Origin of the sequence: Parabacteroides sp. AF17-3, assembly GCF_003635445.1 — a bacterium.
In the GTDB taxonomy this organism is placed as follows: Bacteria; Bacteroidota; Bacteroidia; order Bacteroidales; family Tannerellaceae; genus Parabacteroides; species Parabacteroides goldsteinii.
Window position 1 is genome coordinate 92,974 of the sequence record NZ_QTMM01000003.1, and the last position, 26,091, is coordinate 119,064.

18 protein-coding genes and 1 pseudogene are annotated in these 26,091 nt (G+C 44.8%); 12 read left to right on the plus strand and 7 right to left on the minus strand.

Features of this window, described 5'->3' with window-relative positions; genetic code table 11:
* Nucleotides 1-13: 13 nt before the first annotated feature.
* The 4 genes from DWW91_RS04895 to DWW91_RS04910 all read left to right on the plus strand — a co-directional run bounded on the left by DWW91_RS04895 (nt 14) and on the right by DWW91_RS04910 (nt 7,221).
* Nucleotides 14-745 (plus strand): acyl-[acyl-carrier-protein] thioesterase, encoded by a 732-nt coding sequence (locus DWW91_RS04895; protein ID WP_046145218.1) that lies wholly within the window; start codon nt 14-16, stop codon nt 743-745.
* Nucleotides 746-786: 41 nt separating this feature from the next.
* Nucleotides 787-1,833: a ketol-acid reductoisomerase gene (gene ilvC / locus DWW91_RS04900; RefSeq protein WP_007654491.1), complete on the plus strand. Its 1,047-nt coding sequence runs from the start codon at nt 787-789 to the stop codon at nt 1,831-1,833.
* 501 nt (nt 1,834-2,334) lie between these two features.
* Nucleotides 2,335-5,613, plus strand: a complete 3,279-nt coding sequence (locus DWW91_RS04905) for a TonB-dependent receptor (RefSeq protein ID WP_010802214.1) — start codon at nt 2,335-2,337, stop codon at nt 5,611-5,613.
* 18 nt (nt 5,614-5,631) lie between these two features.
* Nucleotides 5,632-7,221 carry a RagB/SusD family nutrient uptake outer membrane protein gene (locus DWW91_RS04910; protein ID WP_122327124.1) on the plus strand — a complete coding sequence of 530 codons (1,590 nt, stop codon included), beginning with the start codon at nt 5,632-5,634 and terminating at the stop codon, nt 7,219-7,221.
* Between the two features lie 89 nt (nt 7,222-7,310).
* Here DWW91_RS04910 and DWW91_RS28355 read toward each other — a convergent pair.
* Nucleotides 7,311-7,586, minus strand: a pseudogene (locus DWW91_RS28355) (XRE family transcriptional regulator); the annotation flags it as partial.
* 1,269 nt (nt 7,587-8,855) lie between these two features.
* Between DWW91_RS28355 and DWW91_RS04920 the strand changes: the two are divergent.
* Entirely contained in the window at nt 8,856-10,019 is a 1,164-nt protein-coding gene (locus tag DWW91_RS04920; RefSeq protein ID WP_122327125.1) for a metallophosphoesterase family protein, read from the plus strand.
* 109 nt (nt 10,020-10,128) lie between these two features.
* On the opposite strand, the gene DWW91_RS04925 is transcribed toward DWW91_RS04920, so the two are convergent.
* The 4 genes from DWW91_RS04925 to DWW91_RS04940 all read right to left on the minus strand — a co-directional run bounded on the left by DWW91_RS04925 (nt 10,129) and on the right by DWW91_RS04940 (nt 16,698).
* Nucleotides 10,129-11,772: a RagB/SusD family nutrient uptake outer membrane protein gene (locus DWW91_RS04925; RefSeq protein ID WP_122327126.1), complete on the minus strand. Its 1,644-nt coding sequence runs from the start codon at nt 11,770-11,772 to the stop codon at nt 10,129-10,131.
* A gap of 13 nt (nt 11,773-11,785) precedes the next feature.
* On the minus strand, nt 11,786-14,878 hold the full coding sequence (locus tag DWW91_RS04930) for a TonB-dependent receptor (RefSeq protein WP_158599430.1): 3,093 nt from the start codon (nt 14,876-14,878) through the stop codon (nt 11,786-11,788).
* A 308-nt stretch (nt 14,879-15,186) separates the two neighbouring features.
* A complete protein-coding gene (locus DWW91_RS04935; protein WP_122327127.1) occupies nt 15,187-16,092 on the minus strand; it encodes a FecR family protein in 906 nt (301 codons plus the stop codon).
* A gap of 93 nt (nt 16,093-16,185) precedes the next feature.
* A complete protein-coding gene (locus DWW91_RS04940; RefSeq protein ID WP_122327128.1) occupies nt 16,186-16,698 on the minus strand; it encodes an RNA polymerase sigma factor in 513 nt (170 codons plus the stop codon).
* A 222-nt stretch (nt 16,699-16,920) separates the two neighbouring features.
* Between DWW91_RS04940 and DWW91_RS04945 the strand changes: the two genes are divergently transcribed.
* The 7 genes from DWW91_RS04945 to leuB all read left to right on the plus strand — a co-directional run bounded on the left by DWW91_RS04945 (nt 16,921) and on the right by leuB (nt 25,411).
* Complete coding sequence (locus DWW91_RS04945) at nt 16,921-18,345, plus strand: L-fucose/L-arabinose isomerase family protein (protein ID WP_122327129.1); 1,425 nt, start codon at nt 16,921-16,923, stop codon at nt 18,343-18,345.
* Between the two features lie 351 nt (nt 18,346-18,696).
* The gene (locus tag DWW91_RS04950; RefSeq protein ID WP_007654474.1) at nt 18,697-20,193 is read left to right on the plus strand and encodes a 2-isopropylmalate synthase; all 1,497 of its coding nucleotides are present in this window, start codon (nt 18,697-18,699) and stop codon (nt 20,191-20,193) included.
* 18 nt (nt 20,194-20,211) lie between these two features.
* Nucleotides 20,212-21,609 (plus strand): 3-isopropylmalate dehydratase large subunit, encoded by a 1,398-nt coding sequence (gene leuC, locus DWW91_RS04955; protein ID WP_007654472.1) that lies wholly within the window; start codon nt 20,212-20,214, stop codon nt 21,607-21,609.
* A gap of 148 nt (nt 21,610-21,757) precedes the next feature.
* A complete protein-coding gene (gene leuD / locus DWW91_RS04960; protein ID WP_007654471.1) occupies nt 21,758-22,348 on the plus strand; it encodes a 3-isopropylmalate dehydratase small subunit in 591 nt (196 codons plus the stop codon).
* Between the two features lies 1 nt (nt 22,349).
* Nucleotides 22,350-23,861, plus strand: a complete 1,512-nt coding sequence (locus DWW91_RS04965; RefSeq protein ID WP_122327130.1) for an alpha-isopropylmalate synthase regulatory domain-containing protein — start codon at nt 22,350-22,352, stop codon at nt 23,859-23,861.
* An 18-nt stretch (nt 23,862-23,879) separates the two neighbouring features.
* Nucleotides 23,880-24,326, plus strand: coding sequence for a methylglyoxal synthase (locus tag DWW91_RS04970; RefSeq protein ID WP_007654467.1), 447 nt, complete (start codon nt 23,880-23,882; stop codon nt 24,324-24,326).
* Between the two features lie 14 nt (nt 24,327-24,340).
* Nucleotides 24,341-25,411, plus strand: a complete 1,071-nt coding sequence (gene leuB, locus DWW91_RS04975) for a 3-isopropylmalate dehydrogenase (RefSeq protein ID WP_122327131.1) — start codon at nt 24,341-24,343, stop codon at nt 25,409-25,411.
* Between the two features lie 45 nt (nt 25,412-25,456).
* On the opposite strand, the gene DWW91_RS04980 is transcribed toward leuB, so the two are convergent.
* Together DWW91_RS04980 and DWW91_RS04985 are read right to left on the minus strand one after the other, a co-directional pair.
* Entirely contained in the window at nt 25,457-25,735 is a 279-nt protein-coding gene (locus DWW91_RS04980) for a Txe/YoeB family addiction module toxin (RefSeq protein WP_007654453.1), read from the minus strand.
* The gene (locus DWW91_RS04985) at nt 25,732-26,034 is read right to left on the minus strand and encodes a hypothetical protein (RefSeq protein WP_007654451.1); all 303 of its coding nucleotides are present in this window, start codon (nt 26,032-26,034) and stop codon (nt 25,732-25,734) included. Before DWW91_RS04985 ends, DWW91_RS04980 begins: the two co-directional genes overlap by 4 nt.
* Between the last annotated feature and the right edge of the window lie 57 nt (nt 26,035-26,091).

A 26,091-nucleotide genomic window follows, 5' to 3' on the forward strand; every position in this document is an offset into this window, starting at 1 on the left:
AATAAAGTAAATTATGGAGAAGAACAAAGTAGGAGAATTTCATTTCGTAACAGAGTCTTATCTGATGGACTTCCGGGGACGTATTACAATCCCTATGATCGGAACTTATTTGTTGCATGCTGCTTCTTGCCATGCCGCCGACCGTGGATTCGGATATAACGATATGACCGAAAGGCATACCGCCTGGGTTCTTTCCCGTCTGGCTATCGAGATGACTTCTTATCCTGCTATGTCTGAATCTGTAACTTTATATACCTGGGTGGATGAGGTCGGTAAGTTGTTTACCAGCCGTTGCTTTGAACTGGTGAACGGCGAAGGCAAGACCTTTGGCTTTGCCCGCTCTATCTGGGCGGCTATCGATATGGAAACCCGCCGCCCGACCTTGCTCGATGTGGAGGGCCTGAGTGCTTATATCACCGACCGTCCCTGTCCGATTGAAAAACCGGGTAAAATTGCTCCGGTGGAAAACAACACTTCCGGCGAACCTTACCGTGTGAAGTACAGTGACCTGGACGTAAACGGCCACCTGAACAGTATCAAATACATGGAACACCTGCTCGACTTGTTCGATATCAGCCTGTTCCGAGAAAAAGAGATAAGCCGTTTCGAAATAGCTTATCAGTCCGAAGGAAAGTATGGGATGGAGCTGACTCTCCATAACCAGGAAGTATCCCCCGGTAAATATAATATGGCAATCTGTAACGACGGCAAAGCCATCAGCCGCGCTGCCGTTACCTGGATCTGAAAAACAAATTATTTTATATACATTTTAATAGTAAAAAGAAAATGGCAGTAATGAATTTTGGCGGCGTTGACGAAAACGTAGTAACCCGCGAAGAATTTCCGTTGGAAAAGGCAAGAGAAGTATTGAAAGACGAAACAATCGCTGTAATAGGTTACGGCGTACAAGGTCCTGGCCAGAGCCTGAACCTGCGCGACAACGGTTTTAACGTAATTGTAGGACAACGTAAAGGTGGTAAGACCTGGGAAAAGGCCGTTGCTGACGGTTGGGTACCGGGCGAAACACTGTTCGATATCGAAGAAGCATGCGAAAAAGCAACTATCATCCAGTATCTGCTTTCAGATGCTGCTCAGATTGAAGTTTGGCCGCGCATCAAAAAATACCTGACTCCGGGTAAGGCTTTGTATTTCTCTCACGGATTCGGTATCACTTACAAAGAACGTACAAACATCATCCCTCCTGCTGATGTAGACGTAATCCTGGTTGCTCCGAAAGGTTCAGGTACTTCACTGCGCCGTATGTTCTTGCAGGGTCGTGGTCTGAACTCAAGCTACGCAATCTTCCAGGATGCAACAGGCAAAGCATGGGATCGCGTGATTGCACTGGGTATCGGTGTTGGTTCTGGTTACTTGTTTGAAACAACATTCAAGAAAGAAGTTTATTCTGACCTGACCGGCGAACGTGGTACTTTGATGGGAGCTATCCAGGGATTACTGTTGGCTCAGTACGAAACTTTGCGTGAAAACGGTCACGAACCTTCTGAAGCATTCAATGAAACAGTAGAAGAACTGACTCAGTCATTGATGCCGTTGTTCGCAGAAAACGGTATGGACTGGATGTATGCAAACTGTTCAACAACTGCACAGCGTGGTGCTTTGGACTGGATGGGCCCGTTCCACGATGCTACAAAACCGGTGTTCCAGAAGTTGTATAGCGAAGTTGCCTGCGGTAACGAAGCACAGCGTTCTATCGACACAAACAGCAAGCCTGACTATCGTGAAGGTCTGGAAAAAGAACTGGCTGCTCTTCGCGAAAGTGAAATGTGGCGTGCAGGTGCTGTTGTTCGTAAACTTCGTCCTGAAAACAACTAATAAATGGTGATACATTAATAGTTAAACATTTTGTGATATAAAAACGGCAATCCGGCTTTTCGGGTTGCCGTTTTTTTATGGTTTATGTAATGCGTTAATGGTTAAAAAATGTTTTTGATTGCAACTGTTATTGATTTTTCATCCCAATATGTATGTCATTGTTTGAATGTGGATTTTAGATAAAAAAATCAATTAAATGGTGGTTAAAATATATTTATTAGAGCAATAAATATACATAATTATGCTTGTATTAAATAATGATAAGTTATATTTGCTGATGGAGATACTGTAGTTTGTAGAGTGGAAATATAGAAGGATGTTGTGTGTAATGATCAGTATATCTTTGTTTTAGTTAACTTTATTTTATTGAAATGTATGCCAGTCACTTTTATCTTAGAAAAGTGTAACCTCTAATGAAATGAACGCTATTGTGATTAATTTTATTTAATTAAAGACTTGAATTTAGCTATGTGGACCAACTCAAAACTAATTAGATCACTAATGATTTCTGTATTATTAGGTGCGGCAGGTGCGATTGCAGCCAATCCTACAGGTCCGGAAACGATGGTAGTACAACAGGGTAATAAGGTAACCGGCCTGGTAGAGGACCAGATGGGACCTGTCGCCGGAGCTTCTGTTGTAGTGAAAGGAACCACTATCGGTACGATAACCGATATCGATGGAAAGTTTACGCTGGATAATGTTCGGCGGGGAGCGGTTATTGTTATTTCCTTTGTCGGCCTGGCCACTCAGGAGATCACTTGGAACGGGCAATCTATTTTAAATGTAAAATTAAGTGATGCGACACAGGACCTGGATGAAGTCGTTGTCGTAGCCTATGGAACGGCTAAGAAATCAACCTTCACCGGATCGGCCTCCGTTGTAAAAGCTGAAAAACTCGAAAAGATCATGGGCTCCGGCTTTGCGGAAGCATTGCAGGGGATGAGTGCCGGTGTGAATGTTGTGAATGTACAGGGTAACCCCGGAGCTGATGCCCGTGTGGAGATCCGTGGTATTGCTTCCATGTCCGGAAAGGCCGATCCGTTATATATTGTGGACGGGATGCCTTACGATGGAAAACTGAATCAGATCAATCCTACGGACATAGAATCGATGACGGTGCTGAAGGATGCGGCGGCCACTTCGCTTTACGGTTCGCGTGCAGCAAACGGCGTCGTAATGATTACAACCAAGCGGGGTAAATCAGAAAAACCGCGTATTAACTTCCGCGGAGGTTGGGGTACTTCGGATAATGCTGTCAAGAATCCGAAAAAAGCCGATCCGTACCAGCAGCTGGAAAATACCTGGTATGCCTTGTATTATGATGCCCTTCTTTATGACGGCATGAATATGCAACAGGCGGGCGATTATGCTTCGTCACAGGCATTGACCAAACAGGTAAAGGCTACAAAAGATTCGAATGGTAATCTGATTTATGTCACTCCGTTCAGACATATCAATGAAAATTACGTATTGCATGACGGCAATGGGAATCCTTACATGAATCCTAATCTGGAATATGTCTGGGATGAAGATGATTGGGATGTCTACAAAGCTATCTTCTCCCGTAAACTGCGCCAGGATTATAGTGTGGATATAAGTGGTCAGGCCAATGGTGGAAAAACAGCCTATTTCTTCTCCGGCGGTTATCTGGACGACCAGGGATATGGTAACCGGCAGTATTATAAACGTTATTCTTTCCGTACCAACCTGAGTACAGAGTTGTTCGATTGGTGGAAAGTGGCCGGTAGCCTTTCTTATTCGCGTCATCGCCAGAACCTTTCCGGTGGTGCCAGCCGTGCGGCTAACTTTACGACGACTTTGTCTTCACCCTGGTTACGTAATGAAGATAATACCGGTTGGGTCGTTTCTGAAAAAACAGGGGAACGGATGTACAGTTACGGTAAATATACCAATAACTTCTTTGGTGCCCATATCCTGAATAACTCGGGTGATTATTGGGATAATCCGAACGATGACAGTTTCGATAACAATATGGGGCATATCCTGTCTGCCCAGGTAAATACAGAGTTTACTCTTCCTTTCAACCTGAAATTCCGTTCGGCTTTGAATATTGACGATTACTGGTATCGTACCATGCAATATACTTCCGCCGTACATGGCAGCGGACAGACTGCACCTTATGGTATTTCTATACTGGCAGACGGTGGTTATGCCAGCCGTTATAATTTCAATAAACGTTCCACCACCTGGAATAATGTATTGTCTGGTGAATGGATGATTGGTGACCATACGATTTCAGGTCTGGTCGGACATGAGTGGTATACCTGGGACTCCCACTACGAACAAGGTTGGGGTGAAGGTATCATGGAACTGGGTAAATATGAATTATCGAATACTACCAAGAACTTCGGTGTTTCCGGCGGACGTGATAAATACTCTCTGCTTTCGTTCTTCGGTAAAGTCGATTATAACTTCTTGAATAAGTATTACTTGTCCGCTTCGCTTCGTGAGGATGGTTCTTCCCGTTTCAGCTCCGATCATCGCTGGGGCACATTCTGGTCGACAGGCGGTTCATGGCGAATATCGAAAGAAGGTTTTATGGAAGACCTGAAATGGATTGATAACCTTTCGTTGCGTGGTAGTTACGGTACGACCGGTAATGATAAGCTGATCGTGCGTGAATCGAATGGTAAGGCAGGGGATGAAGTCCTTTACGGATACCAGGGTACTTATGAAAGTGATGACCTGTATCTGAAATCCGGTTTAAAACCATCTACCTATCCGACACCGGACTTGAAGTGGGAAAGTAATCAGCAATGGAATATCGGTTTAGATTTTTCCGTATTCAACCGACTTAGCGGTACAGTGGAATATTATTCCCGTACTTCCCATGACTTGTTGTATTATAAGGAACTGCCTCTCTCTGCCCAGGTTGGTAGTGCATCCGGGTATAATATGAATATCGGTGACCTGCGTAATAGCGGGATTGAAATCACATTGAATGCGAATATCCTTACAACGAAAGATTTCAGATGGGATATCGATGCCAACATGAGTACGCTGAAAAATGAGGTGACTTATTTGCCTACAGGTCCTTACACTTATTCTGGTACCGCCTGTACCTACAAGATGGAGGAAGGCAAGTCTCTGTATGAATTTATCGCTCCCCAGTACGACGGTGTTAATCCGGAAACCGGAGTACCCGGCTGGTTGATCCGCGATGGTAACGGCGGTTGGAAACGTACGGAAAAGCAGGAAGAAGTAACGACAGACGATTTTGTGTACTGTGGCTCCGCGATTCCCAAAGTGTTCGGTGCTATCACCAATAACTTCCAGTTCAAAGGGATCGACCTGTCGTTCATGTTCTATTATTCTTATGGTTCCAAAATATCGGACTATACATATAAAGAACGTATCATGAACCGTCCGGGCGTCGGTGTGATACAGGAGTTGGTTGAGGACAGATGGCGTCAGCCGGGCGATGCGGATGTGCTTATCCCACGTTGGTCGTACAACCAGTATGGCGCGACGGTAAAATATGCAGATAACTTCGTATTCGACAACCACTACTGGCGTCTGAGAAACCTGACATTAGGCTATACGCTGCCTAAGAGCCTTACCCGCAAGGCCCTGGTAGAAAACCTGCGTGTTTATGTAACCGGTAATAACCTGTTGACTTTCGGTCCTGCCAAAAAACGCTACACAGACCCCGAAACAGGTATAATGGGTAATAGTTATAACGGTAATGCTGAAACCGATAACGGTATTCAGGGTTCGAGAAGACTGTATATGGTCGGTATTCAAATCACATTGTAAACGTAAAAAATGATATTTATGAAACGATTTATAAATATATCCTTCCTGTCCCTGGTTTTTGCTGGTATGGCCCTGACCGGATGTAACGACGACCTGACAACCAGCTCCTACGTGAAAGTAAACGATGAAGATGTACTGGGGAATGTCTCCCAGTTGGAAAAAGTATTGACTTCAGCCTATAAGCAGCTGTATTTTAATACTGATAAAGGAGACCGTGTGTATGCCGGTCTTCCCGGATTCCAGATGTATGTTGATGCGAGTGGTGCCGACGTGATCAGCCATACTAATATGGGAGGCGATCAGGTAACAGCATACCAGTATTCCAACTCAAAAACACAGGCTGACGGAAATGCCTCAAAAATCTGGTCGATGTGCTATAATGTGATCAACCGTGCCAATATCATCCTGACCAATGTGGATGCCGCCGCCGGTGATGAAACACAGAAAAAACATATCAAAGGCCAGGCGTTGGCGATGCGTGGAATCCAGTATTTCCATCTGATCCAGAATTACCAACAGACCTATGTGATAGCCAAAAGCAAGCGTGGGGTGATCCTGCGTACCTCTTCCGATGACGAATCCCATAAAGGTTTTTCTACCGTAGAGGAAGTCTATACCCAGATTGTGTCCGACCTGACGACGGCTAAAACATTGCTTGCCGATTATAATCCGGACGATATGTGGCTGATTAACTCCAAAATATGTTCGGGAATCCTGGCCCGTGTTTACCTGGTGATGCAGAACTGGGACGGCGCTTACAACGAAGCCAAGATCGTCTACGACCAGCACAGCCAGTTGATGACCCGCGAACAATACCGTTCCGGTTTCGACGATATGATCTCCGGCAATTATGCGGAAGTGGTATGGGCCATGAAATATACCGCCGATAATAACCTGGGCGGTAGTACGCAGTTCAATTTCTGGTATAACCAGGATGCCAGCTACGGCGAGGGTTATGCCGATGGTCCTATCTACTCGTTCCTTGACTACTTCGTGGATGAGCAGTTTGTGAAACTATTTGAAGAAAAAGAAGACCGTTACCAGTTCTGGAAACGTACGAACAATGCGAATACGGAAATCAATACAAAATGGGCTTTCGACAAATACAAGCATTATGGTGAAGACGGCGGAAGCGTTATTCAAAGCGCCACCCGTCCGGAAGTCTGCCTGATGCGCGGAGCTGAGATGCTACTGATCATGGCGGAGGCTGCCGCTCAAAAAGGTAACTCCGGTGAGGCCTTGAATCTGCTGAACCGTTTGCAGGTGGCGCGTAATGCTACCCCGACAACCAATGCCGGAGGCGAAGCTTTGCTGGAAGACATCTATGTGGAACGCCGTAAAGAGTTGATCTGTGAAGGACAAGCCGGTTTTTATGACCTGGTGCGCCTGCAAAAGAGATTGGTTCGTATCGGTGAATCAACTACCAATCCTGCCGGACATTACGTATGGGGCATGCAGTATCTGAACGGATATAATGCGCTCGATCCGCAACCGATAGGGACGCTGGAGTCGAACGATTACCGTTTCTTCTGCCAAATCCCGCAAATGGAAATCCTGAATAATGATGCGATCTCCGAATCAGATCAGAATCCGTGGAGCGGGCAGTAAGTTTCATCTGTTGTAAATAAATAAAAGAGAGGGAGGTGTTTATTACATGCCTCCCTCTCTTTTATTTGTAACATTTGATGTTCACTGTTTTACTTTTTGTCCTTTAGCACTTCCTGTAACATGGCCACCTTCTCCTGCTCCGCTTTCAATAAACGTTCGTATAATTCAACGACTTTTTCTAAGGGGGTAAATGTAGGATTATAATTCTGGCAATTAGCATTATCTTGCCAGGTGCCGGAAAAGATATTAATGGAAGTGGCTTCGCCTAGTTCCGTAATTGCTTCTTCGGGTATATCTAATGCTTTGGCAATCTTTTCGATTACTTCCGGCTCCAGATTACTTCTTTTTTCGTATGTCGAAAGGGTTGGTAGAAAATAAATCCGGTTTATCTCTCATAATAAATATCGGAAAGAGTTGCCTGGTAATATTTGTACCACAGAAAAAACACATCAAAGGTCAGGCGCTGGCGATGCGTGGAATCCAGTATTTTCACCTGATCCAGAATTACCAGTAAACGTATGTCATTGCGAAAAATAGTTTCTCTTTCAACCGATAATAGTGAACATGATATCAGTGAAACGGTCGATGCAAATCAGAGTCGTATGGAAACTTCACTTCCTGTAACCAAACAGACGGCAAAATCAAAATGATATAAAAATGAATGATATATGAATATTATGAGTGTAAATGGCCTTTGGAGGAAACAGACTTATTTTTTATTTGTTCATTCTAGAAAAGGGAAGCATACATTTATTAACATAACAGATATCTGATATCGATTTTTTATCTCGTTTAAACCCAAGAAAATTTTAGTTTAAACGGGTTTCAATTTCGTTTAAACTGAGATAAATTTCTATTGTAGTGGAGTTTTTATTCGTTTAGAGAAGAAAAACACCTCAATTAGTGCTTTTAAAAAAGAAAATCATATGTTTTTAGACAGTTTTTATTTCCAGAGCAACCGCTTTTTGATGTGTGTGTAAAATAGCAATATGTTAATAAATTATGAATAGATGTGGTATATGGGTAACAATCATAGATAATATACATTTTTTGTGATATGAATATTGCAACAATCAGGTCAAAGCGAACAAAGGTAAGTCGGCGAGATTTCTATAAAAACAGATCGACATTTCCCTTTGCCCGTACAATTCCTTCAGCACATACATAAAATATCATTTTGACAATCCTTTAACTTCCAGGAACTCTCCTGACGCTTTGTATCCAATAGTATGTTCTCCGGATAGGACTTGGCTTTTATATCCCAAAAAGTAAATCATCAATAGTAAACAAGGCAACCGCAGCAAAAGGATGTTTCAATATAGAAATATTTGAACTATCCCGTTCCCGTGCTCGACACGGGATCGCAAAAGCACAAACCGTATCCTATATGTATCTTTTGATACTGCCTGTTCTTCTGCGGCCCCGTGTCAAGCACGGGGACAGGATAGTTCATATCTGATAAGAAATGGACCAAATTCTTTTGGTATAGTTTAATCAGTCATAAAAGGAGAGGCGTGTCTGTGAAGGTGTGTTTCTTTCCTGTAGATAACGGGATTTAATCCCGGTAGGGTTTGCCGGAATAAATGAAGAATGTATCTTTGTAGGAGATCGTTAACAACTTAAAAAGATATACCATGAATAAAATCAGTTTGCTGTTTATTTTGTCTGTATTAATCACTTTTTCTGCTTATGCCCAGGATGATATAAAGATAACGCATGCCCCTTATCTGCAAAATCTGGGAGAAAATGAAGTCACTGTTGTATGGACTGCAAACAAGCCTTCGATCGGCTGGGTGGAACTGGCTCCTGATGACGGAACTCATTATTATCAGACGGAACGTCCGAAGTTCTTTAATGCGAAGAATGGCATCAAGCTGACCTCTACCGTCCATTCTGTGCATCTGACAGGGTTAAAGCCCGGCACACGTTATCGCTACCGGGTGTATTCGCAGGAAGTGTTAAGCCATGTTGGCTGGCGGGTGATTTACGGGAATGTGGCGGCAACGTCTGTTTACGGCAAGCAACCGCTGACGTTCCTGACCAGCGATCATGGCAGGCAATCCGTGAACTTTGCCATGGTCAACGATATCCACGGAAAAAGTGATGTGCTGGAAAAACTGGTTTCCCATTGCGATCTGAAAAAGACCGATATGTTTCTGTTCAATGGCGATATGGTCTCTATTTTCAACAATGAAAAGGAAATATTCGAAGGCTTTATGGATAAGGCAACCGAGCTTTTCGCCTCCGAGATACCGATGTACTATACCCGTGGAAACCATGAAACCCGCGGTTCCTTTGCTACCGCATTCCAGGACTATTTCTCTCCGAAACAGGAGCATATCTATTATATGTTCCGCCAGGGACCTGTCTGCTTTGTTATCCTGGACAGTGGCGAAGATAAACCGGATTCGGATCTTGAATATGCCGGCATAACAGTCTATGACCAGTATCGTACGGAACAGGCGGAATGGTTGAAGAAGGTACTTGAAAGCAAGGAGTATAAAGAAGCACCGTTTAAAGTCGTAGTTTGCCATATGCCTCCGTTCGGTGGTTGGCATGGTGAGCAGGAAGTTGCCGAAAAGTTTATCCCCTTACTCAATAATGCCGGTGTCGATCTCATGCTTTGTGGCCACCTTCACCGGTATATGCGGAATGAACCGAAAGACGGTGTTCGTTTTCCGGTTATTGTAAACTCCAATAATACGGTATTGAAAGCGGAAGCAGGCGTAAAAGAATTAAACATCAGGATACTGGACATGGAGGGGAAAGAGGTGGATAAGCTGACAATAAATAAGTAAAAGATAACTCCTGATATAAATTATCCCCAACAAACAGTGTAGGTGCTGCTTGTTGGGGATTTTTGTTGTTCAGTTGGTTAAGAGAGTTTTCTTCATACTATAATATACATTAGTCTTTGCCTACATATCCTTGGTTTTGCTTTAAATTCGGATTGGCAAGAATTTCGCTTTCCGGTATCGGCCAGACTTCGTTTTTGTTTTTACGGAACTGCCGTATTTCTATCTGCACTTTTTTGCCGGTAGCTGGGTTTACTGCTCCATATATAGGGCCATTCATTGTCTGTTCGCCAATATCCCATCTGCGGATGTCCATGTAGCGGGCACCTTCGAATGACAGCTCAATACGACGTTCCCGGCGATATAATTCACGTACTTTGTCTTCACTATTGTATTCGGTGGTAGTAACCTGTATCTGACCGGCACGTTTTCTTATATCATTTATATACTTTAATACATCAGGGTTATTGTATTGTCCGGTTTCGATTAAACACTCTACGTAATTAAGCAGAATTTCGGCATACCGGATGATCATGTAGTCGTTTCTTTGACTGGTCCTGTCTTGTGGATCATAGAACTTTTTCAGCATGAAACCACTGCGCGATGCATTTGGCCTGCCGACGGCTTCAGGTCCTTCTCCCCATGGATCGTAGGTGTATTGCTCAAAAGTTGTATTGTCGTAAGGCATAACAATAGTCGCATAAAGACGCGGGTCACGGTTATTATTATACAGAGGATCTTTAGAATAAATATCCAGTGAGTCAGGTCCTAATTCTTGCAAGGTTTTTCCTTGCTTGGTTTCGAATGTGTTAACGAAGTCGAGTGTGGGCCATGAGGTACATTGCTGTCCCAATCCAGGTCCGGAAAAACGGAAATAAGCCTCTTTGCATCCGGCAGGTTTGATAAGTATCCGTTCTTTATTGGAGCCGTCCATGCTGACTGTCCGAAATAGATCTCTGAAATTTTTGCCAGGATCGTCATCTTCCGCTGTTGTATAGAATAGTTCATATCTTCCGCTATTTATAATTTCAGCCGCAGCCTGTCTGGATACTTCGTAACGTTTGGCATTTAAGGCAACAATCGATTTAAGAGATAAGGCTACAGCTTTATCCATTCTGTCTTTTTTTGCATCCTCATATTTGAAGGGTAGGTCTTCAATAGCCAATGCACGGTCTAATTCAGCCAGAATAAAATCGACAACCGCTTCAGGTGTAGAACGTTCCATATAATTCTCGTTGGGAGATAAAGCATGATCAACGACGGGGATGCCTTCTTTATATCCGAAATATTTGAATAATTCCCAGTGATAATATGCACGTAGAATGATTCCTTCCGCACGCATTCGTTCTTTTTCACTCGGATCGATAAAGTATGCTTTGTCCATATTTTCGAGCAAACGGCAGCAGTTCCGGATATTCTTGTAATAGGATGTCCACACATCAGAAATACCACCAAAAGAGTTGGGGCTATCGGAGGTAATAGTGCTGTTTCCGATGGTGGTTATAAAACCTCCGAAATCGGCCCCATGATAGGTGTTGTCTGTAAATCCTTCGTAATGGATGATTGATGCATAAGGTGCTGTATAATGCAGGGAACCGGAGGGCAGGGAGTAGCAAAGATTCAAGGCCGCTCCCACTTCACCGCTGGTTTTCCAGAAAGCATCGTCGGTAGCTCCGAAAGGATTATCCCGTGTCAGAAAGTCGCTACAACTGGATAGTAAGACTGTAAGAGTCAATAATAAATATGTATTTTTCATATCTGTATTCCTTTTAAAATGAAATGTTTATACCTGCGGAATATGTTTTTGACAGAGGATAAGTACTTTCTCCTCCTCTGGCTTCCGGATCAATCTTATTTTCTTTGGCAATTGTAAATGGATTCTGTAGGTTTACAAAGAAACGTAGATTGGATACCCAGTACTTATTACTGAAAGAAGAAGGAACTGTATATCCCACCTGGATATATTTTACCCGGCAGTAGCTGGCATCAAAGAACCAGTAATCAGATGATTTCCCGTTTTCACCGGAGGTCGGTGTCAGACGCGGAAAACGAGCATTCGGATTCTCTTTTGTCCAGTAGTCCAGATGAAATGTTTGCGGACTGGCTGCATTACCTATCGGATCGGAGTAGACTCCTCCATAATAGGCGTCAACTCCCGATACGCCTTGCAACATGATCTCAAAATCAATATTTTTCCAGTTTAGACTGAGGTTTGCGAAATAGTTGAAATCAGGTTCTCCGTTCCCCATGACTTTACGGTCGTTTGCTGTGATCATGTTATCACCGTCGATGTCCATATAACGGATGTCTCCGGGCTGTTGTCCGTCTATGATTACAATGCCTTCTTTGGGGATGTAACTACCGTCGCTTTGTTGAATGAAATCACTTTCCTGTAATAATCCGTTCGACACATACCGGTAATGGCTGCTCAACGAATGTCCTTCTTTGTCGATATGGCTACCGCCGTCATAAGGGCCTCCGGGTAGTTTCTCAATCTTATTTTTATTACGGGATATACCTCCGAATGCCGATACTTTCCAACCTCCGAAGGTTTGCATATAATTCATACTGAATTCCCAACCTCTGTTTCTTATTTCTCCGGCATTGATATCCGATTGTCCGATACCGCCGACAGATGATAAAGGCGGTCTTAAAATAATGTCTGAGGTTAGTTTGTCGTAATAATCGAAGGTAATATCGATCATATTATTGAAAATACTGAAGTCGACGCCAGTGTTGAACATGGATACCTTTTCCCATGAAATATCCGGATTTCCGAAAATAAGTTCGGAGCCATTGTTCGGATCGATCGTACTTTGGTATTTATAGGCGCCGATATTTTCGTTCCCTAATAATCCGTATGAACCTCTTAGCTTTAGATTGTTTATCCATTCTACCTCTTTTAAAAAAGCCTCTTTATTTACATTCCATCCGATAGCTCCGGACGGAAACCAACCGAACTTATTACCGGGACCAAAACGTGATGATCCGTCACGGCGGATAGTCGCTTCAAACAAGTAGCGTTCATCGTACGTATAATTGGCTTTAGCCAGTAATGATTGCATGGCATATTCATCCCACACACCGCTGTTGTTTAATTCGGCATTTACTCCGGCAATGACAAACAACCGGTGTTTCTCATTGAATGTTTTAGTATAGTCTACAGTTCCTCCTATATAGTAATAGCTGGAACGCCATGTGGAGGAGGGTTGGTAGTTTCCCCATGTGGCAATAAGCTGTCCGTTATCGTAATCGAAAAAGTTGACAGCACGACGGTCTCCTTTGGTCGCACCGCTGTTTACCTGGTAACTAAATTGTCCTGCCAGGTTTAAACCGGGTATTATTCCCCATTTGGGTTGTAGGTTGACACTGATGTTGTCTGTCAGATTCTCAGTAAAACCTCCTTTTTCAATTTGTGCCAGCGGATTTCTCATACTTGAACCGTAATTCCCGTAATACTCATTGGGATCTCCTTCCCGTTGCGGATATTTCCCCACGATGGTAGGTGGTGTCCAGTACAGTAGACCGATAGGGTTGAATGCTCCGGTAGCTCCGTCTACACTACATTTATGCTGTGTTCCGCGGATCACGTTCAGGTCTACACCCACTGTGATGTTTTCACGTAAACTGACGGTGGTATTTGCACGGAGGTTCAGACGGTCGTATGTGAAATCTTTGACAAAACCAGTCTGCGACATATAATTACCCGTAATGGCAAAACGAGCGATGCTGCTACCTCCGTAAACGGATACCGAATGGCTTTGTATCGTTGCATTTTTCCATAATAAATCCGTCCAGTCGGTATCGGGGTATTTGTATGGATCGCTTTGGTCGATTGTCTTTTGTATCGCATCTTCCGAATAAACCGGGTCGCCTCCATTATTCTTGTGGGCTTCGTTCATCATTCTCATGTAAGTCGGGGCATTTACAAAATCAGGCATATAGGTCGCTTTTTGCACGCCACCGTATCCATTGTAACTGACTTTGATTTTGCCGGGCTGGCCCCTTTTCGTTTTTACCACGATAACTCCGTTTGCTGCACGGGCTCCATAAATAGCTGCCGCCGCCGCATCTTTTAAGACAGTGACACTTTCAATCGTTGTGGGATCGAGGTTGTCCATATTCATGGGGATACCATCCACCAGGACCAGTGGAGACAGGTTACCCATCGTAACGCCTCTGATCTTTATTATTGCCGCATCTCCACCCGGCAGGCCAGTCGATTGTGTGACGGTAATTCCTGTCACACCACCTTGCAGCGCCTGTGATAATGAAGTGATCGGTTTGTTATTGAGTGTTGCATCCAGTTTAACCTGCGAGATAGAGGAAATACTGTTCAGTTTACGTTCTTCTGTGAAACCGGTTACGATCACTTCTTCCAAAGCACTTATATTTTCGGCCAATGAAATGATCAGGTTCGACTGATGACGCTTTACCACATATTCGACCGGTTTGTAACCGACATACGAGAAGATCAGAATGTCGTCCCGTTGAGCTTCGATATGGAAAAGACCGTCCAGGTCGGTGGCTACGCCTTGGTTAGAACCTTTTATCTGGATAGTAACACCCGGCAGGGGAGAAGGTGGCTCCTGCTTATCGAATACCTGGCCTTTTATTGATATTTTATTGCTGGCCTGCTGATTCTTAGGTTCTGTTTTGTAAAGAATAATATGTTTGTTCTCGATCTTATAGCTGATGTTTTTGTCAGTTAACACTTTGTCTAGAATACTTGAAACAGTTTCCTTCCGGACAGAAACTGAAACTTTGGGACTTAGGTCGATTTGGGAATCCTCATAGAAGAAAGAATATTCGCTGCTCTTTTTTATAGCAGAGAGAACTTCTTCTATGCTTGCATTTTTCATGGTAAATGAAAATACCTTGGTTTGCGAATATGTTTCCGCTGAAACATATAAAGCGCAACAGATTAAAAAAAAGGCTGTAATTCTCATAATTCGCTTCAATTTAAGACAATAAATGCCTGAAACGAGATGCTTGTCTTGTTTTTTTTTCATACTTTTGTGAAGAAATTTAATTGCTAATTAAGTTTACGTGTTTGCTTCGGCAAACGCAGAGAATAGGGAATATGGAGGTATTTCCTATTCTTTTTTTTAGAAGTTATACCATAGGCGATATTAGATTAGGTTTATATTCTGATTACTTTACTGCTATCTCATCTGATCGTGATAATATTATCTTTTTTCTGATAATTCAGCTTACTACTTATTTTTAGGATATTCAAAATTTCATCGATTGATTCTCCCCGTATGAACTCACCGGTAAAGTGGCGGGAGGCCACATCCGGATTCTCAATGATAAATGTTACACCAAACCCTCTTTCCAATGTTTGGGCGAACTCTGGGAATGGGGTAGAGTGAAAAGAATACTTTCCGCTCCTCCACATGGTAGCCATTGAGGGATCTACCTGTTTGGTCGAAAATGTATTCATTTGTTTATTGAAGGTTACACAGTCGTTAGGCTTCATATCGAGTATCTGATTCGAGGCGGAATGTTTCACTTGTACGCGACCTTCTTCCAGTATTGTTTCTACCGACATATCGTTTGCATAAGCTTTCAGGTTGAATTTGGTTCCTAAAACTTTAACTTCGATAAGTTCAGTGTTAATTAAAAATGGTTTCTTTGCATTCTTCGCAATCTCAAAATAACCTTCTCCGGTGAAAGATACTTCACGTATATCTCCTGTGAACTGTCGGGGATATTTCAAGTCGGATCCTCCATTCAAAAATATTTTACTGCCATCGGACAATAATACCGAATCACGTACTCCTTTGGGGGTGGATATTTCGATCCAGGCTATTTGTTCACTTCCATGACTGCCTGTCAAAAGATTATATCCGATGGTAAATAACACGAGCAGGGAAGCTGCAATCGACACAAAAAGGATTCTTCGTTCTTTTTGTTTTTTTCGTTGCTGTATTTGTATAAATATTTTATCCTGAACACTCCTTTTTCTTTTCCGAATCGCTTCCGGGTCTGCCTGGCTGCGTATTTGTCCGGCCAGCTTATCGGTAAGTTGTTCTTCGGGTAGACCCTTCCATGATTGTTCTTGATTGTTCATAATTCTATGTTTTTATATATAGAATCCGGAAACAATCATTTATGCCTAAAGGAAAGTTGGCGTTTAGTATTTGTTAACTAATATGTATGTTTACTATTCGTTTATGTAATGTCTGACAATCTCTGTCAGTTTCTTTTTAGCAATGATTTGTTGAGCTTGCACTGTCTTTTCAGAAATACCCAGGATATCGGCTACTTCTTTGTATTTTAGATTCTCTTCCTTCAACATTAGGAAGATCAGTTTACATCGTTGGGGGAGTTGATTCAGTGCGTTTTCTATTATCCCTGTCATTTCGCTCGAATGCAGGAGAGACTCCGGAGTGGTTGAATCGATACTTAAATGGATATGCAGATCTTCGATATATTCTTCAAAATGATTTTGTTTGTTTAGAAACTTCAGGCATCTGTTCTTGACGGATGTAAAAAGATAAGAGTTGAGGTTGTCTATTTTTTTCAATGTATCCCAGTTCTCCCAAATAGCAACGAAGACATCGGCCAGTATGTCTTCACAATCATCATGATCCGGTACAAAATGAAGGGCAAAACGAAATAAACGTTCATATTGCTGTTCATATAGAATCGTGAAAGTATTATACTTTTCGGTCATTGTATTAGAGTAAAATCGAGTATATTATTAGAGGTTGACTCTTTAGAGGACAAATATAAATTATAATCTTATACAAACCAATCCCCCTTCCGGCTGAACTATCAAAAATAGGAAGAATAGAATCAGTTTTGAAAATAACCTGTTGAAGCAGAGATTCTATATTTGTACAATCATAAAAACAATAAGTAGAATAATACTTACACAAAATCTATTAGTAATACCATGAAAACAGGAAAAACTAAAGTCGGCCTGATTGGACTGGGCCTGGATACGTATTGGCCCCAATTTGAAGGATTATACACACGTCTTTGCGGGTACCAGGACTGGATCGCATCGGAGATGTCCCGTCCGGACACCGAAGTCGTTAACGCCGGGATTGCTGATAACCCGGTAAAAGCTGTTGAGGCAGCTGAAGATCTGAAGAAAGAAGAGATCAGCCTTCTGTTTGTCTTTATCTCTACTTATGCTTTGTCTTCGATGGTCCTGCCGTTGGCCCAGCGTGTGAAGGTTCCGGTTATTCTCTTGAATATCCAGCCTGTTGCGGCAATCGACTATGAATATATAAATGGATTGGGTGACAGGGGGAAAATGACCGGTGAGTGGCTGGCACATTGCCAGGCCTGTTCCGTACCTGAATTTGCCAGCGTGTTCAACCGCGCCGGTATTCCTTATGAAATCGTAAGCGGCTATTTGCAGGAAGAATATGTGTGGAAGCAGATAAACGGCTGGATCGATGCCACCCGTGTGATAAATGGGATGAAGAATAACCGCATGGGAATCCTGGGCCATTATTATTGCGGGATGCTCGATGTGTATACCGACCTGACCCGGCAGTCGTCTGTTTTCGGTACGCATGTGGAAATTGTGGAGATGTGCGAACTGAAAGCCTACCGTGACAATGTTACCGATGAAGATGTAAAAGACAAACTGGATGAATTCAATGCTTGTTTTGAGATCGACGAGCAATGCGAAGCCGGTGAGCTGGAACGTGCCGCCCGGACATCCATAGCCCTCGACAGGCTGATCGAGGCGCACGACCTGGGTTCGATGGCCTATTATTATGAAGGCTATGCCGGAAATGATTATGAGAATATTGTGACTTCCGTCATTGCCGGGAACACGTTGTTGACCGGACGCGAGATCCCTGTTGCCGGCGAATGTGAAGTGAAGAATGTACAGGCAATGAAGATCATGTCTTTGTTGGGCTCAGGCGGCTCTTTCTCTGAATTTTATGCCCTCGACTTCAAGGATGATATCGTTATGTTGGGGCATGACGGTCCGGCTCATTTTGCCATAGCGGAAGGAAAAGTCCGGTTGGTGCCGCTTCCGGTTTATCATGGCAAACCGGGTAAAGGATTGTCTATCCAGATGACGGTCAAACATGGCCCTGTTACTTTACTGTCCGTCTGCGAAGGGAAAGACGGTGTTTTCCTGCTGGCAGCCGAAGGGGAGTCGGTGGAAGGACCGACTTTGAAGATCGGAAATACGAACAGCCGCTATCGTTTTGCCTGTGGTGCCCGTGCTTTTATCGATGCCTGGAGCAAGGCGGGACCTTCCCATCATTGTGCGATAGGGCTTGGACATCAGATAGATAAACTGGAGAAAATCGCATTCCTGCTGGATATACCGATTATCAGGGTAGGATAGGTGGGAGACTGTTATAGGAAGGAAGTCTGAGTAATGATTTATTAATTCGAAAGCCTTTCCTCTTTCAGTTTATAAGAGAATATGTGTAAAAAATATCGTTTTATATTTGGTGGTTTAGAAAAAGGCTGTATCTTTGCAGCGTTAAATAAAAATGACAATGAAACAGAACATAGCAAATAGTCTCATTATTTCTCTAAACATTATTCTACTCTGGGAACGGGATAGGAAGTGAGACTGTACGTGCTTTTCTGATGCATGAAGATATAAAAGAGCCTTTCTCACTTCCTTGTGAGAGAGGCTTTTTTTATGAATGAACAAAAGAATATTAACAAATTTAAGATGATAAAAACTATGTCAGACAGATTATTTATTTTCGACACCACATTACGGGATGGTGAGCAAGTGCCGGGTTGCCAGTTAAACAGTATTGAAAAGATTCAGGTTGCCAGAGCACTCGAAGAACTGGGCGTCGATGTGATTGAGGCAGGATTTCCTGTATCGAGTCCGGGCGATTTCAACAGTGTGGTTGAAATATCCAAGGCCGTTACCTGGCCGACTATCTGTGCTTTGACCCGTGCGGTTGAAAAAGATATAGATGTGGCTGCCGAAGCATTGAAGTTCGCCAAACGCGGACGTATCCATACCGGTATCGGTACTTCCGATTACCATATCCGTTATAAGTTCAACTCCAACCAGGACGAGATACTGGAGCGTGCCATCGCTGCCACCAAATATGCCAAAAGATATGTGGAAGATATCGAATTCTACTGCGAAGATGCCGGACGTACGGACAATGCCTATCTGGCACGTGTCGTGGAGGCGGTGATCAAAGCGGGTGCAACCGTTGTGAATATCCCGGATACGACCGGTTACTGTCTGCCCGACGAATATGGTGAAAAGATCAAATATCTGATGGAACATGTGGACGGTATCCAGCATGCAATCATCTCCACCCACTGCCATAATGACCTGGGTATGGCAACAGCCAATACCGTGCAGGGTGTCCTGAACGGTGCCCGCCAGGTGGAAGTGACCATCAACGGTATCGGCGAACGTGCCGGTAATACTTCGCTGGAAGAAGTAGCCATGATCTTCCGTAGCCACAAAGAACGTGGTATCGAAACCAATATAAACACAACCAAAATCTATGGCATCAGCCGTACGGTTTCCAGCCTGATGAACATGCCGGTTCAGCCGAACAAGGCGATTGTCGGACGTAATGCTTTCGCCCATTCTTCCGGTATCCACCAGGACGGTGTATTGAAAAACCGTGAAAGCTATGAGATTATCGACCCGAAGGATGTCGGTATCGACGATAACGCAATCGTATTGACCGCCCGTAGCGGACGTGCCGCATTGAAACACCGCCTGAGTGTTTTAGGTGTGGAACTGGATCAGGAAAAACTGGATAAGGTATATCAGGAATTCCTGAAACTGGCTGACCGCAAGAAAGATATCAATGACGACGACGTGTTGATGCTGGCCGGAAAAGACCGCACTGCCATGCACCGTATCAAACTGGAATATTTGCAGGTTACATCGGGGGTCGGCTTACAGTCTGTTGCCAGCGTCTGCCTGAATATCGCCGGTGAAAAGTTTGAAGCAGCCGCTTCCGGCAACGGTCCGGTGGATGCAGCCATCAAAGCCGTGAAGTCGATTATCCACCGCACGATGACCATCCAGGAATTTCTCATCCAGGCTATTAATAAAGGTAGCGACGACATGGGTAAAGTCCATATGCAGGTGGAATACGACGGAAACAATTATTACGGTTTTGCCGCCAATACCGATATCATCGCTGCTTCCGTAGAAGCCTTCATCGACGCAATCAACAAGTTCGTAAAATAACATAATACATAATTAGCAATGAGCAAGACATTATTCGAAAAGATTTGGGAGAAACATGTGGTGGATACCCTGCCCGACGGAACGATCCAGTTTTACATCGACCGTCTGTATTGCCACGAAGTAACCAGTCCGCAGGCTTTTGCGGGGTTACGTGCCCGTGGTCTGAAGCCGTTCCGACCGGAGCAGATCACTTGTATGCCGGACCACAATATCCCGACATTGAATCAGGAAAAACCGATCGAAGACCCTGTCTCCAAGAATCAGGTGGATACATTGGAAAAGAATGCGAAGGATTTCAACCTGACTTATTACGGTCTGCAACACCCTAAAAACGGTATCATCCATGTAGTAGGACCGGAAACAGGTCTGACTCAGCCGGGTATGACGATCGTTTGCGGTGACTCTCATACCTCTACCCACGGTGCCATGGGCGCGATTGCTTTCGGTATCGGTACCAGCGAGGTAGAAATGACATTGGCTACTCAGTGTATTATGCAGCGTAAGCCGAAGACGATGCGTATCACCATCGACGGCAAACGCAAACCGGGTGTAACGGCAAAAGATTTCGCCCTATACATTATAAGTAAGATGACGACAGGCGGTGCTACCGGTTATTTCGTTGAATATGCCGGCGAAGCGATTCGCAACACAACAATGGAAGAACGTCTGACCATCTGCAACCTGTCTATCGAAATGGGTGCCCGCGGTGGTATGATCGCTCCCGACCAGGTCACTTTCGACTATCTGAAAGACCGTGAATTCTCTCCCCGTGCCGAAGCCTGGGAAAAGAAACTGGCTGAATGGCGCGAACTTTACAGTGACCCCGATGCCAAATTCGACAAGGAAGTCGTTTTCCATGCAGAAGACATCGATCCGATGGTTACATACGGAACCAATCCGGGAATGGGAATGGGTATCCGCGAAAACATCCCGACAATGGAGAGCGTAGACGAGGCCGGCCGTATCTCTTACAAGAAATCTCTGGACTATATGGGCTTCACTGCCGGTGAACCGGTATTGGGCAAAAAGATCGACTATGTCTTCCTGGGAAGTTGTACGAACGGCCGTATCGAGGACTTCCGTGCTTTTGCCTCCCTGGTGAAAGGAAAGAAGAAAGCCGACGATGTGATCGTATGGCTGGTTCCGGGTAGCTGGCAGGTGGAACGCCAGATCCGTGCGGAAGGTATCGATAAGGTATTGACGGAAGCCGGTTTCGAACTGCGTCAGCCGGGTTGCTCGGCTTGTCTGGCCATGAATGAAGATAAGGTTCCGGCAGGCAAATATGCCGTATCTACTTCAAACCGTAACTTCGAAGGCCGTCAGGGACCGGGTGCACGTACTATCCTGGCCGGGCCGTTGGTGGCAGCGGCTGCGGCAGTAACGGGTAAGATCACCGATCCCCGGGAGTTGATGTAGTCTCCGATGCGGTAACCAGGGACGGTCTCCGGTGCGGCGACAGAGGTGTCGTTGATGTGGAGACAGTGGTGTCGCCGGTGCCGCGAAAGGGCTTTCGCGGGTAGCGCGAATAATTACAATAAATAAACCGATAAATTAAGAGAACGAAATGAAAGAAAAATTCACGATAGTAACATCGACCTGTGTCCCTCTTCCTCTGGAAAATGTCGACACAGACCAGATCATCCCGGCCCGCTTCCTGAAAGCAACCACACGCGAGGGCTTCGGCGATAATCTTTTCCGCGACTGGCGTTATGACAAAGCCGGTAACCCTAATCCCAACTTTGTATTGAACCAGGATACTTATAAAGGTCAGATTCTTGTTGCCGGGAAGAACTTCGGTAGCGGTTCCAGCCGCGAACATGCTGCCTGGGCGATTGCCGGATATGGTTTCCGGGCGGTAGTCAGCAGTTTCTTCGCCGATATCTTCAAGAACAATTCGATGAACAACGGCCTTGTTCCGGTTGTTGTTTCTCCAGAGTTCCTGGCGGAGATATTCGCTTCTGTCGAAGCCGATCCGAAAGCAACGTTGACAATCGACCTGCCTGCGCAGACAATCACCAACAACGCAACCGGCAAAAGCGAATCCTTTGACATCAATGCCTATAAAAAAGATTGCCTGGTAAATGGCCTGGACGATATCGATTACCTGCTGGCTAATAAGTCGAAGATAGAAGCGTACGAAGCAAATAGAAAGTAAGATGGTAGAAATAATGGATACAACCCTTCGGGACGGGGAACAAACATCGGGTGTCTCTTTTGCGGCTCACGAAAAGCTCAGTATTGCACAGATGCTGCTGGGGGATCTGGGAGTAAACCGCGTGGAGATTGCCTCTGCTCGCGTATCGGATGGAGAGTTCGAAGCTGTGAAGCGAGTGGCTGCCTGGGCCGAACGTACCGGAAATCTGCATAAGCTCGAAGTATTGGGCTTTGTGGATGGCGACGCCTCGCTCAACTGGATCGAATCGGCCGGTTGCCGCGTGGTAAACCTTCTCTGTAAAGGTTCGTATAAACACGTAACCGAACAACTCCGCAAATTGCCCGAACAGCATATTGCAGATATCCGTTCTGTTGTATCGCTGGCTACCGAAAGAGGTATTGAGGTTAATATATATCTGGAAGACTGGTCGAACGGGATCAAAAACTCTCCCGATTACGTCTTCCAGCTGATCGATGCGTTGAAAGACCTGCCGATCCGACGTTTTATGCTGCCCGATACGTTGGGCATCCTGAATCCGGGCAATACGTACGAGTTCTGCAAACAGATGCTCGAACATTATCCCGAACTGCATTTTGATTTCCATGCCCACAACGATTACGACCTGGCGGTAGCCAATGTCTATTCGGCAGTCCGGGCAGGAATACACGGTGTCCACACCACGATCAACGGCCTGGGCGAACGGGCGGGAAATGCACCGCTCAGCAGCGTGATCGCCGTGATAAAAGATCATCTGAACGGTCAGACAAGCGTGCGGGAAGAAAAGATCAACGCCGCAAGCCGTCTGGTCGAGACCTATTCCGGCATCCATATCGCCCCGAACCGCCCGATCATCGGCGAACATGTCTTTACGCAATGTGCCGGTGTTCATGCCGATGGCGACAGCAAAAACAACTTGTATTGCAACGACCTGATCCCCGAACGTTTCGGTCGTGTCCGCGAATATGCCCTCGGAAAGACTTCCGGCAAAGCGAATATCCGCATGAACCTCGAATCGCTGGGAATCGACGTGGACGACGAGTCCATGCGTAAGATCACCGAGCGTATCATCGAACTGGGCGACAAGAAGGAAATGGTGACGACGGAAGACCTGCCATATATTATCAGCGATGTGCTTCATCACGATGCAATGGCGGACCAACGTATCCGTATATTAAATTATTCCTTATCTTTGGCGCAGGGACTGAGGCCGGTAGCCACGCTGAAAATAGAGATCGACGGCGAGGCATACGAAGAGTCGGCATCCGGCGACGGCCAGTACGACGCGTTCGTCCGTGCCCTTCGCAAGATCTATTCCGACCTGGGTCGCCCATTCCCGATGCTGACGAACTATTCCGTATCCATTCCCCCCGGAGGTCGTACCGATGCCTTTGTGCAGACGATCATCAGCTGGAATTATGCCGGGATAGATTTTAAAACCCGCGGCCTCGATGCCGACCAGACGGAAGCCGCCATCAAGGCGACGCTGAAGATGCTGAATAAGATTGAACAATAAATATAGGAGGTATTAGTTATGAACAGAAAACTGACCATTGCGCTGGTAGCGCACGACAATCGTAAAGCTGACATGGTAGAATGGGCTGTACACAATGCAGAATTCCTTTCCCACCATCTTTTAGTATGTACCGGTACAACCGGCGGACTGATACGTAATGCTTTCGACGAGAAAGGTATTGCTGCCGAAGTAATCTGTATGCATTCCGGGCCGTTAGGCGGTGATGCAGAAATTGCTGCCATGGTGGTACGCAAGGAGGTGGATCTGGCGGTCTTCCTGATCGATGACCTGAACGCGCAACCGCACGAAGCTGATATTCAGATGTTGCTTCGCCAGTGTCGTGTTCATAATGTGCCTATTGCTTGTAACCGTTACAGTGCCGACCTGATGATTACGAGCACCCTGTGGGACGATGATAGTTACGTCCCTATGGAACCCAAATATGTGCTATTTAAAAGAGACTAAAATAACAAACTGAAATGAAATTAAACATCGCAGTCCTTCCCGGCGACGGTATCGGTCCCGAGATTGTAGAACAAGGCATGAAAGCCGTTAAAGCCGTATGCGAAAAATATGGCCACGAACTAAGTTATAAACACGCTCTGGTGGGAGCGGTTGCCATCGATGAGACCGGCAACCCGTATCCGGATGAAACGCACGAACTTTGTATGCAGAGCGACGCCGTTTATTTTGGTGCGATCGGTTCTCCGAAATATGATAATAACCCTTCCGCAAAGGTACGCCCCGAACAAGGACTGCTGGGAATGCGTAAGAAGCTGGGACTTTTTGCCAATATCCGTCCGGTAACAACGTTCCCGTCGCTGTTGCATAAATCTCCGCTTCGTGCCGAACTGATCGAGGGAGCAGACTTTATGTGTATTCGCGAATTGACAGGCGGTATGTATTTCGGTCGTCCGCAGGGTAGAAGCGAAGATGGGAACACGGCTTACGATACCTGTGTTTATACCCGTGAAGAGATCGAACGTATCGTTCGCCTGGCTTACCAGTATGCACAGAAACGCCGCAAGAAAGTAACGGTAGTCGATAAGGCGAATGTGTTGGCTACTTCCCGTCTGTGGCGTCAGGTAGCACAGGAGATTGAAAAGGAATATCCCGATGTGGAGACAGAATATATGTTTGTCGACAACGCCGCCATGCGTTTGGTTCAATGGCCGAAGAGTTTCGACGTGATGGTTACCGAAAACATGTTCGGTGATATCCTGACAGACGAGGCTTCGGTAATTACCGGTTCATTGGGCATGCTGCCTTCTGCTTCTATCGGTGTGCATACTTCCGTATTCGAACCGATCCACGGTTCTTATCCGCAGGCTGCCGGAAAGAATATAGCCAATCCGCTGGCTACTATCCTGAGTGCCGCCCTGATGTTCGAATATACTTTCAACGGGATGGAAGAAGGCGCATTGATCCGCGAAGCCGTTGCCGCTTCCATGGATGCCAATATTGTAACCGAAGATATCGCTGAAAATGGCAAAGCCTACAAGACCAGCGAAGTAGGGGACTGGATTGCTGAATATATTGCGAAGAAGTAATTTGATTAAAACATCCGATGGGGCGAAACATTTTTCGTCCCATTTTTATTTATCGCCATAATGACTTTTTACAGAAACGACTTCAACAGTTACAATCTCTTCATGTATGGCGTAGATGATACGATAATGTTTGTCTATACGTCTACTCCAAAAACCGGAAAGGTTGCCTTTTAATTGCTCTACCTGTCCGGTTCCGGTGGTCGGATGCTCTTCTAACTCCTGGAATAGTGAAAAAATTTTGGCTAGATCTTTCTTCTTTCCTGATTTCTTCCATTGGAGTAGCTGTTTTTGGGCTTCATCCGTTAACTTCAGTTTATAGCTCATACGCCTAACAAATTTTTGATATCATCTATTGTATAAGCTGTAACTCTGCCCTGTTTTGCATCTTCAATGCCACGCATGACAGATGCCATATTCTCCGGATCATCAAACCACGGGTCACCGCTTGGGCTCGGATTTGTTGAAACTTCTATACTCAAAGAATTTGCTTTGGTTTCCAACAGATTTTCTATGAAAGCCTTTACGCTTTTACCTTGTGAAGCAGCCATAATGGACAGCTTTTTCAAAGTGTCTACAGACAAATCTATATTTTTCCTTTTCTTTTCGATTGCTATTGTTGCCATAATCTTTTATATTTTCCACAAAGGTAGAAAATATACATCATATATACAATATATACA

Excerpts from the sequence above, each read along its gene's own strand:
- DWW91_RS04935 (WP_122327127.1), bottom strand. The coding sequence starts at position 16,092 with ATGAACAATCAAGAACAATCATGGAAGGGTCTACCCGAAGAACAACTT.
- DWW91_RS04920 (WP_122327125.1), top strand. The coding sequence starts at position 8,856 with ATGAATAAAATCAGTTTGCTGTTTATTTTGTCTGTATTAATCACTTTT.
- DWW91_RS04945 (WP_122327129.1), top strand. The coding sequence starts at position 16,921 with ATGAAAACAGGAAAAACTAAAGTCGGCCTGATTGGACTGGGCCTGGAT.
- DWW91_RS04905 (WP_010802214.1), top strand. The coding sequence starts at position 2,335 with ATGATTTCTGTATTATTAGGTGCGGCAGGTGCGATTGCAGCCAATCCT.
- DWW91_RS04950 (WP_007654474.1), top strand. The coding sequence starts at position 18,697 with ATGTCAGACAGATTATTTATTTTCGACACCACATTACGGGATGGTGAG.
- leuC (WP_007654472.1), top strand. The coding sequence starts at position 20,212 with ATGAGCAAGACATTATTCGAAAAGATTTGGGAGAAACATGTGGTGGAT.
- DWW91_RS04925 (WP_122327126.1), bottom strand. The coding sequence starts at position 11,772 with ATGAAAAATACATATTTATTATTGACTCTTACAGTCTTACTATCCAGT.
- ilvC (WP_007654491.1), top strand. The coding sequence starts at position 787 with ATGGCAGTAATGAATTTTGGCGGCGTTGACGAAAACGTAGTAACCCGC.
- leuD (WP_007654471.1), top strand. The coding sequence starts at position 21,758 with ATGAAAGAAAAATTCACGATAGTAACATCGACCTGTGTCCCTCTTCCT.
- DWW91_RS04980 (WP_007654453.1), bottom strand. The coding sequence starts at position 25,735 with ATGAGCTATAAACTGAAGTTAACGGATGAAGCCCAAAAACAGCTACTC.
- DWW91_RS04940 (WP_122327128.1), bottom strand. The coding sequence starts at position 16,698 with ATGACCGAAAAGTATAATACTTTCACGATTCTATATGAACAGCAATAT.
- DWW91_RS04930 (WP_158599430.1), bottom strand. The coding sequence starts at position 14,878 with ATGAAAAATGCAAGCATAGAAGAAGTTCTCTCTGCTATAAAAAAGAGC.
- DWW91_RS04970 (WP_007654467.1), top strand. The coding sequence starts at position 23,880 with ATGAACAGAAAACTGACCATTGCGCTGGTAGCGCACGACAATCGTAAA.
- DWW91_RS04895 (WP_046145218.1), top strand. The coding sequence starts at position 14 with ATGGAGAAGAACAAAGTAGGAGAATTTCATTTCGTAACAGAGTCTTAT.
- DWW91_RS04965 (WP_122327130.1), top strand. The coding sequence starts at position 22,350 with ATGGTAGAAATAATGGATACAACCCTTCGGGACGGGGAACAAACATCG.
- DWW91_RS04910 (WP_122327124.1), top strand. The coding sequence starts at position 5,632 with ATGAAACGATTTATAAATATATCCTTCCTGTCCCTGGTTTTTGCTGGT.
- leuB (WP_122327131.1), top strand. The coding sequence starts at position 24,341 with ATGAAATTAAACATCGCAGTCCTTCCCGGCGACGGTATCGGTCCCGAG.
- DWW91_RS04985 (WP_007654451.1), bottom strand. The coding sequence starts at position 26,034 with ATGGCAACAATAGCAATCGAAAAGAAAAGGAAAAATATAGATTTGTCT.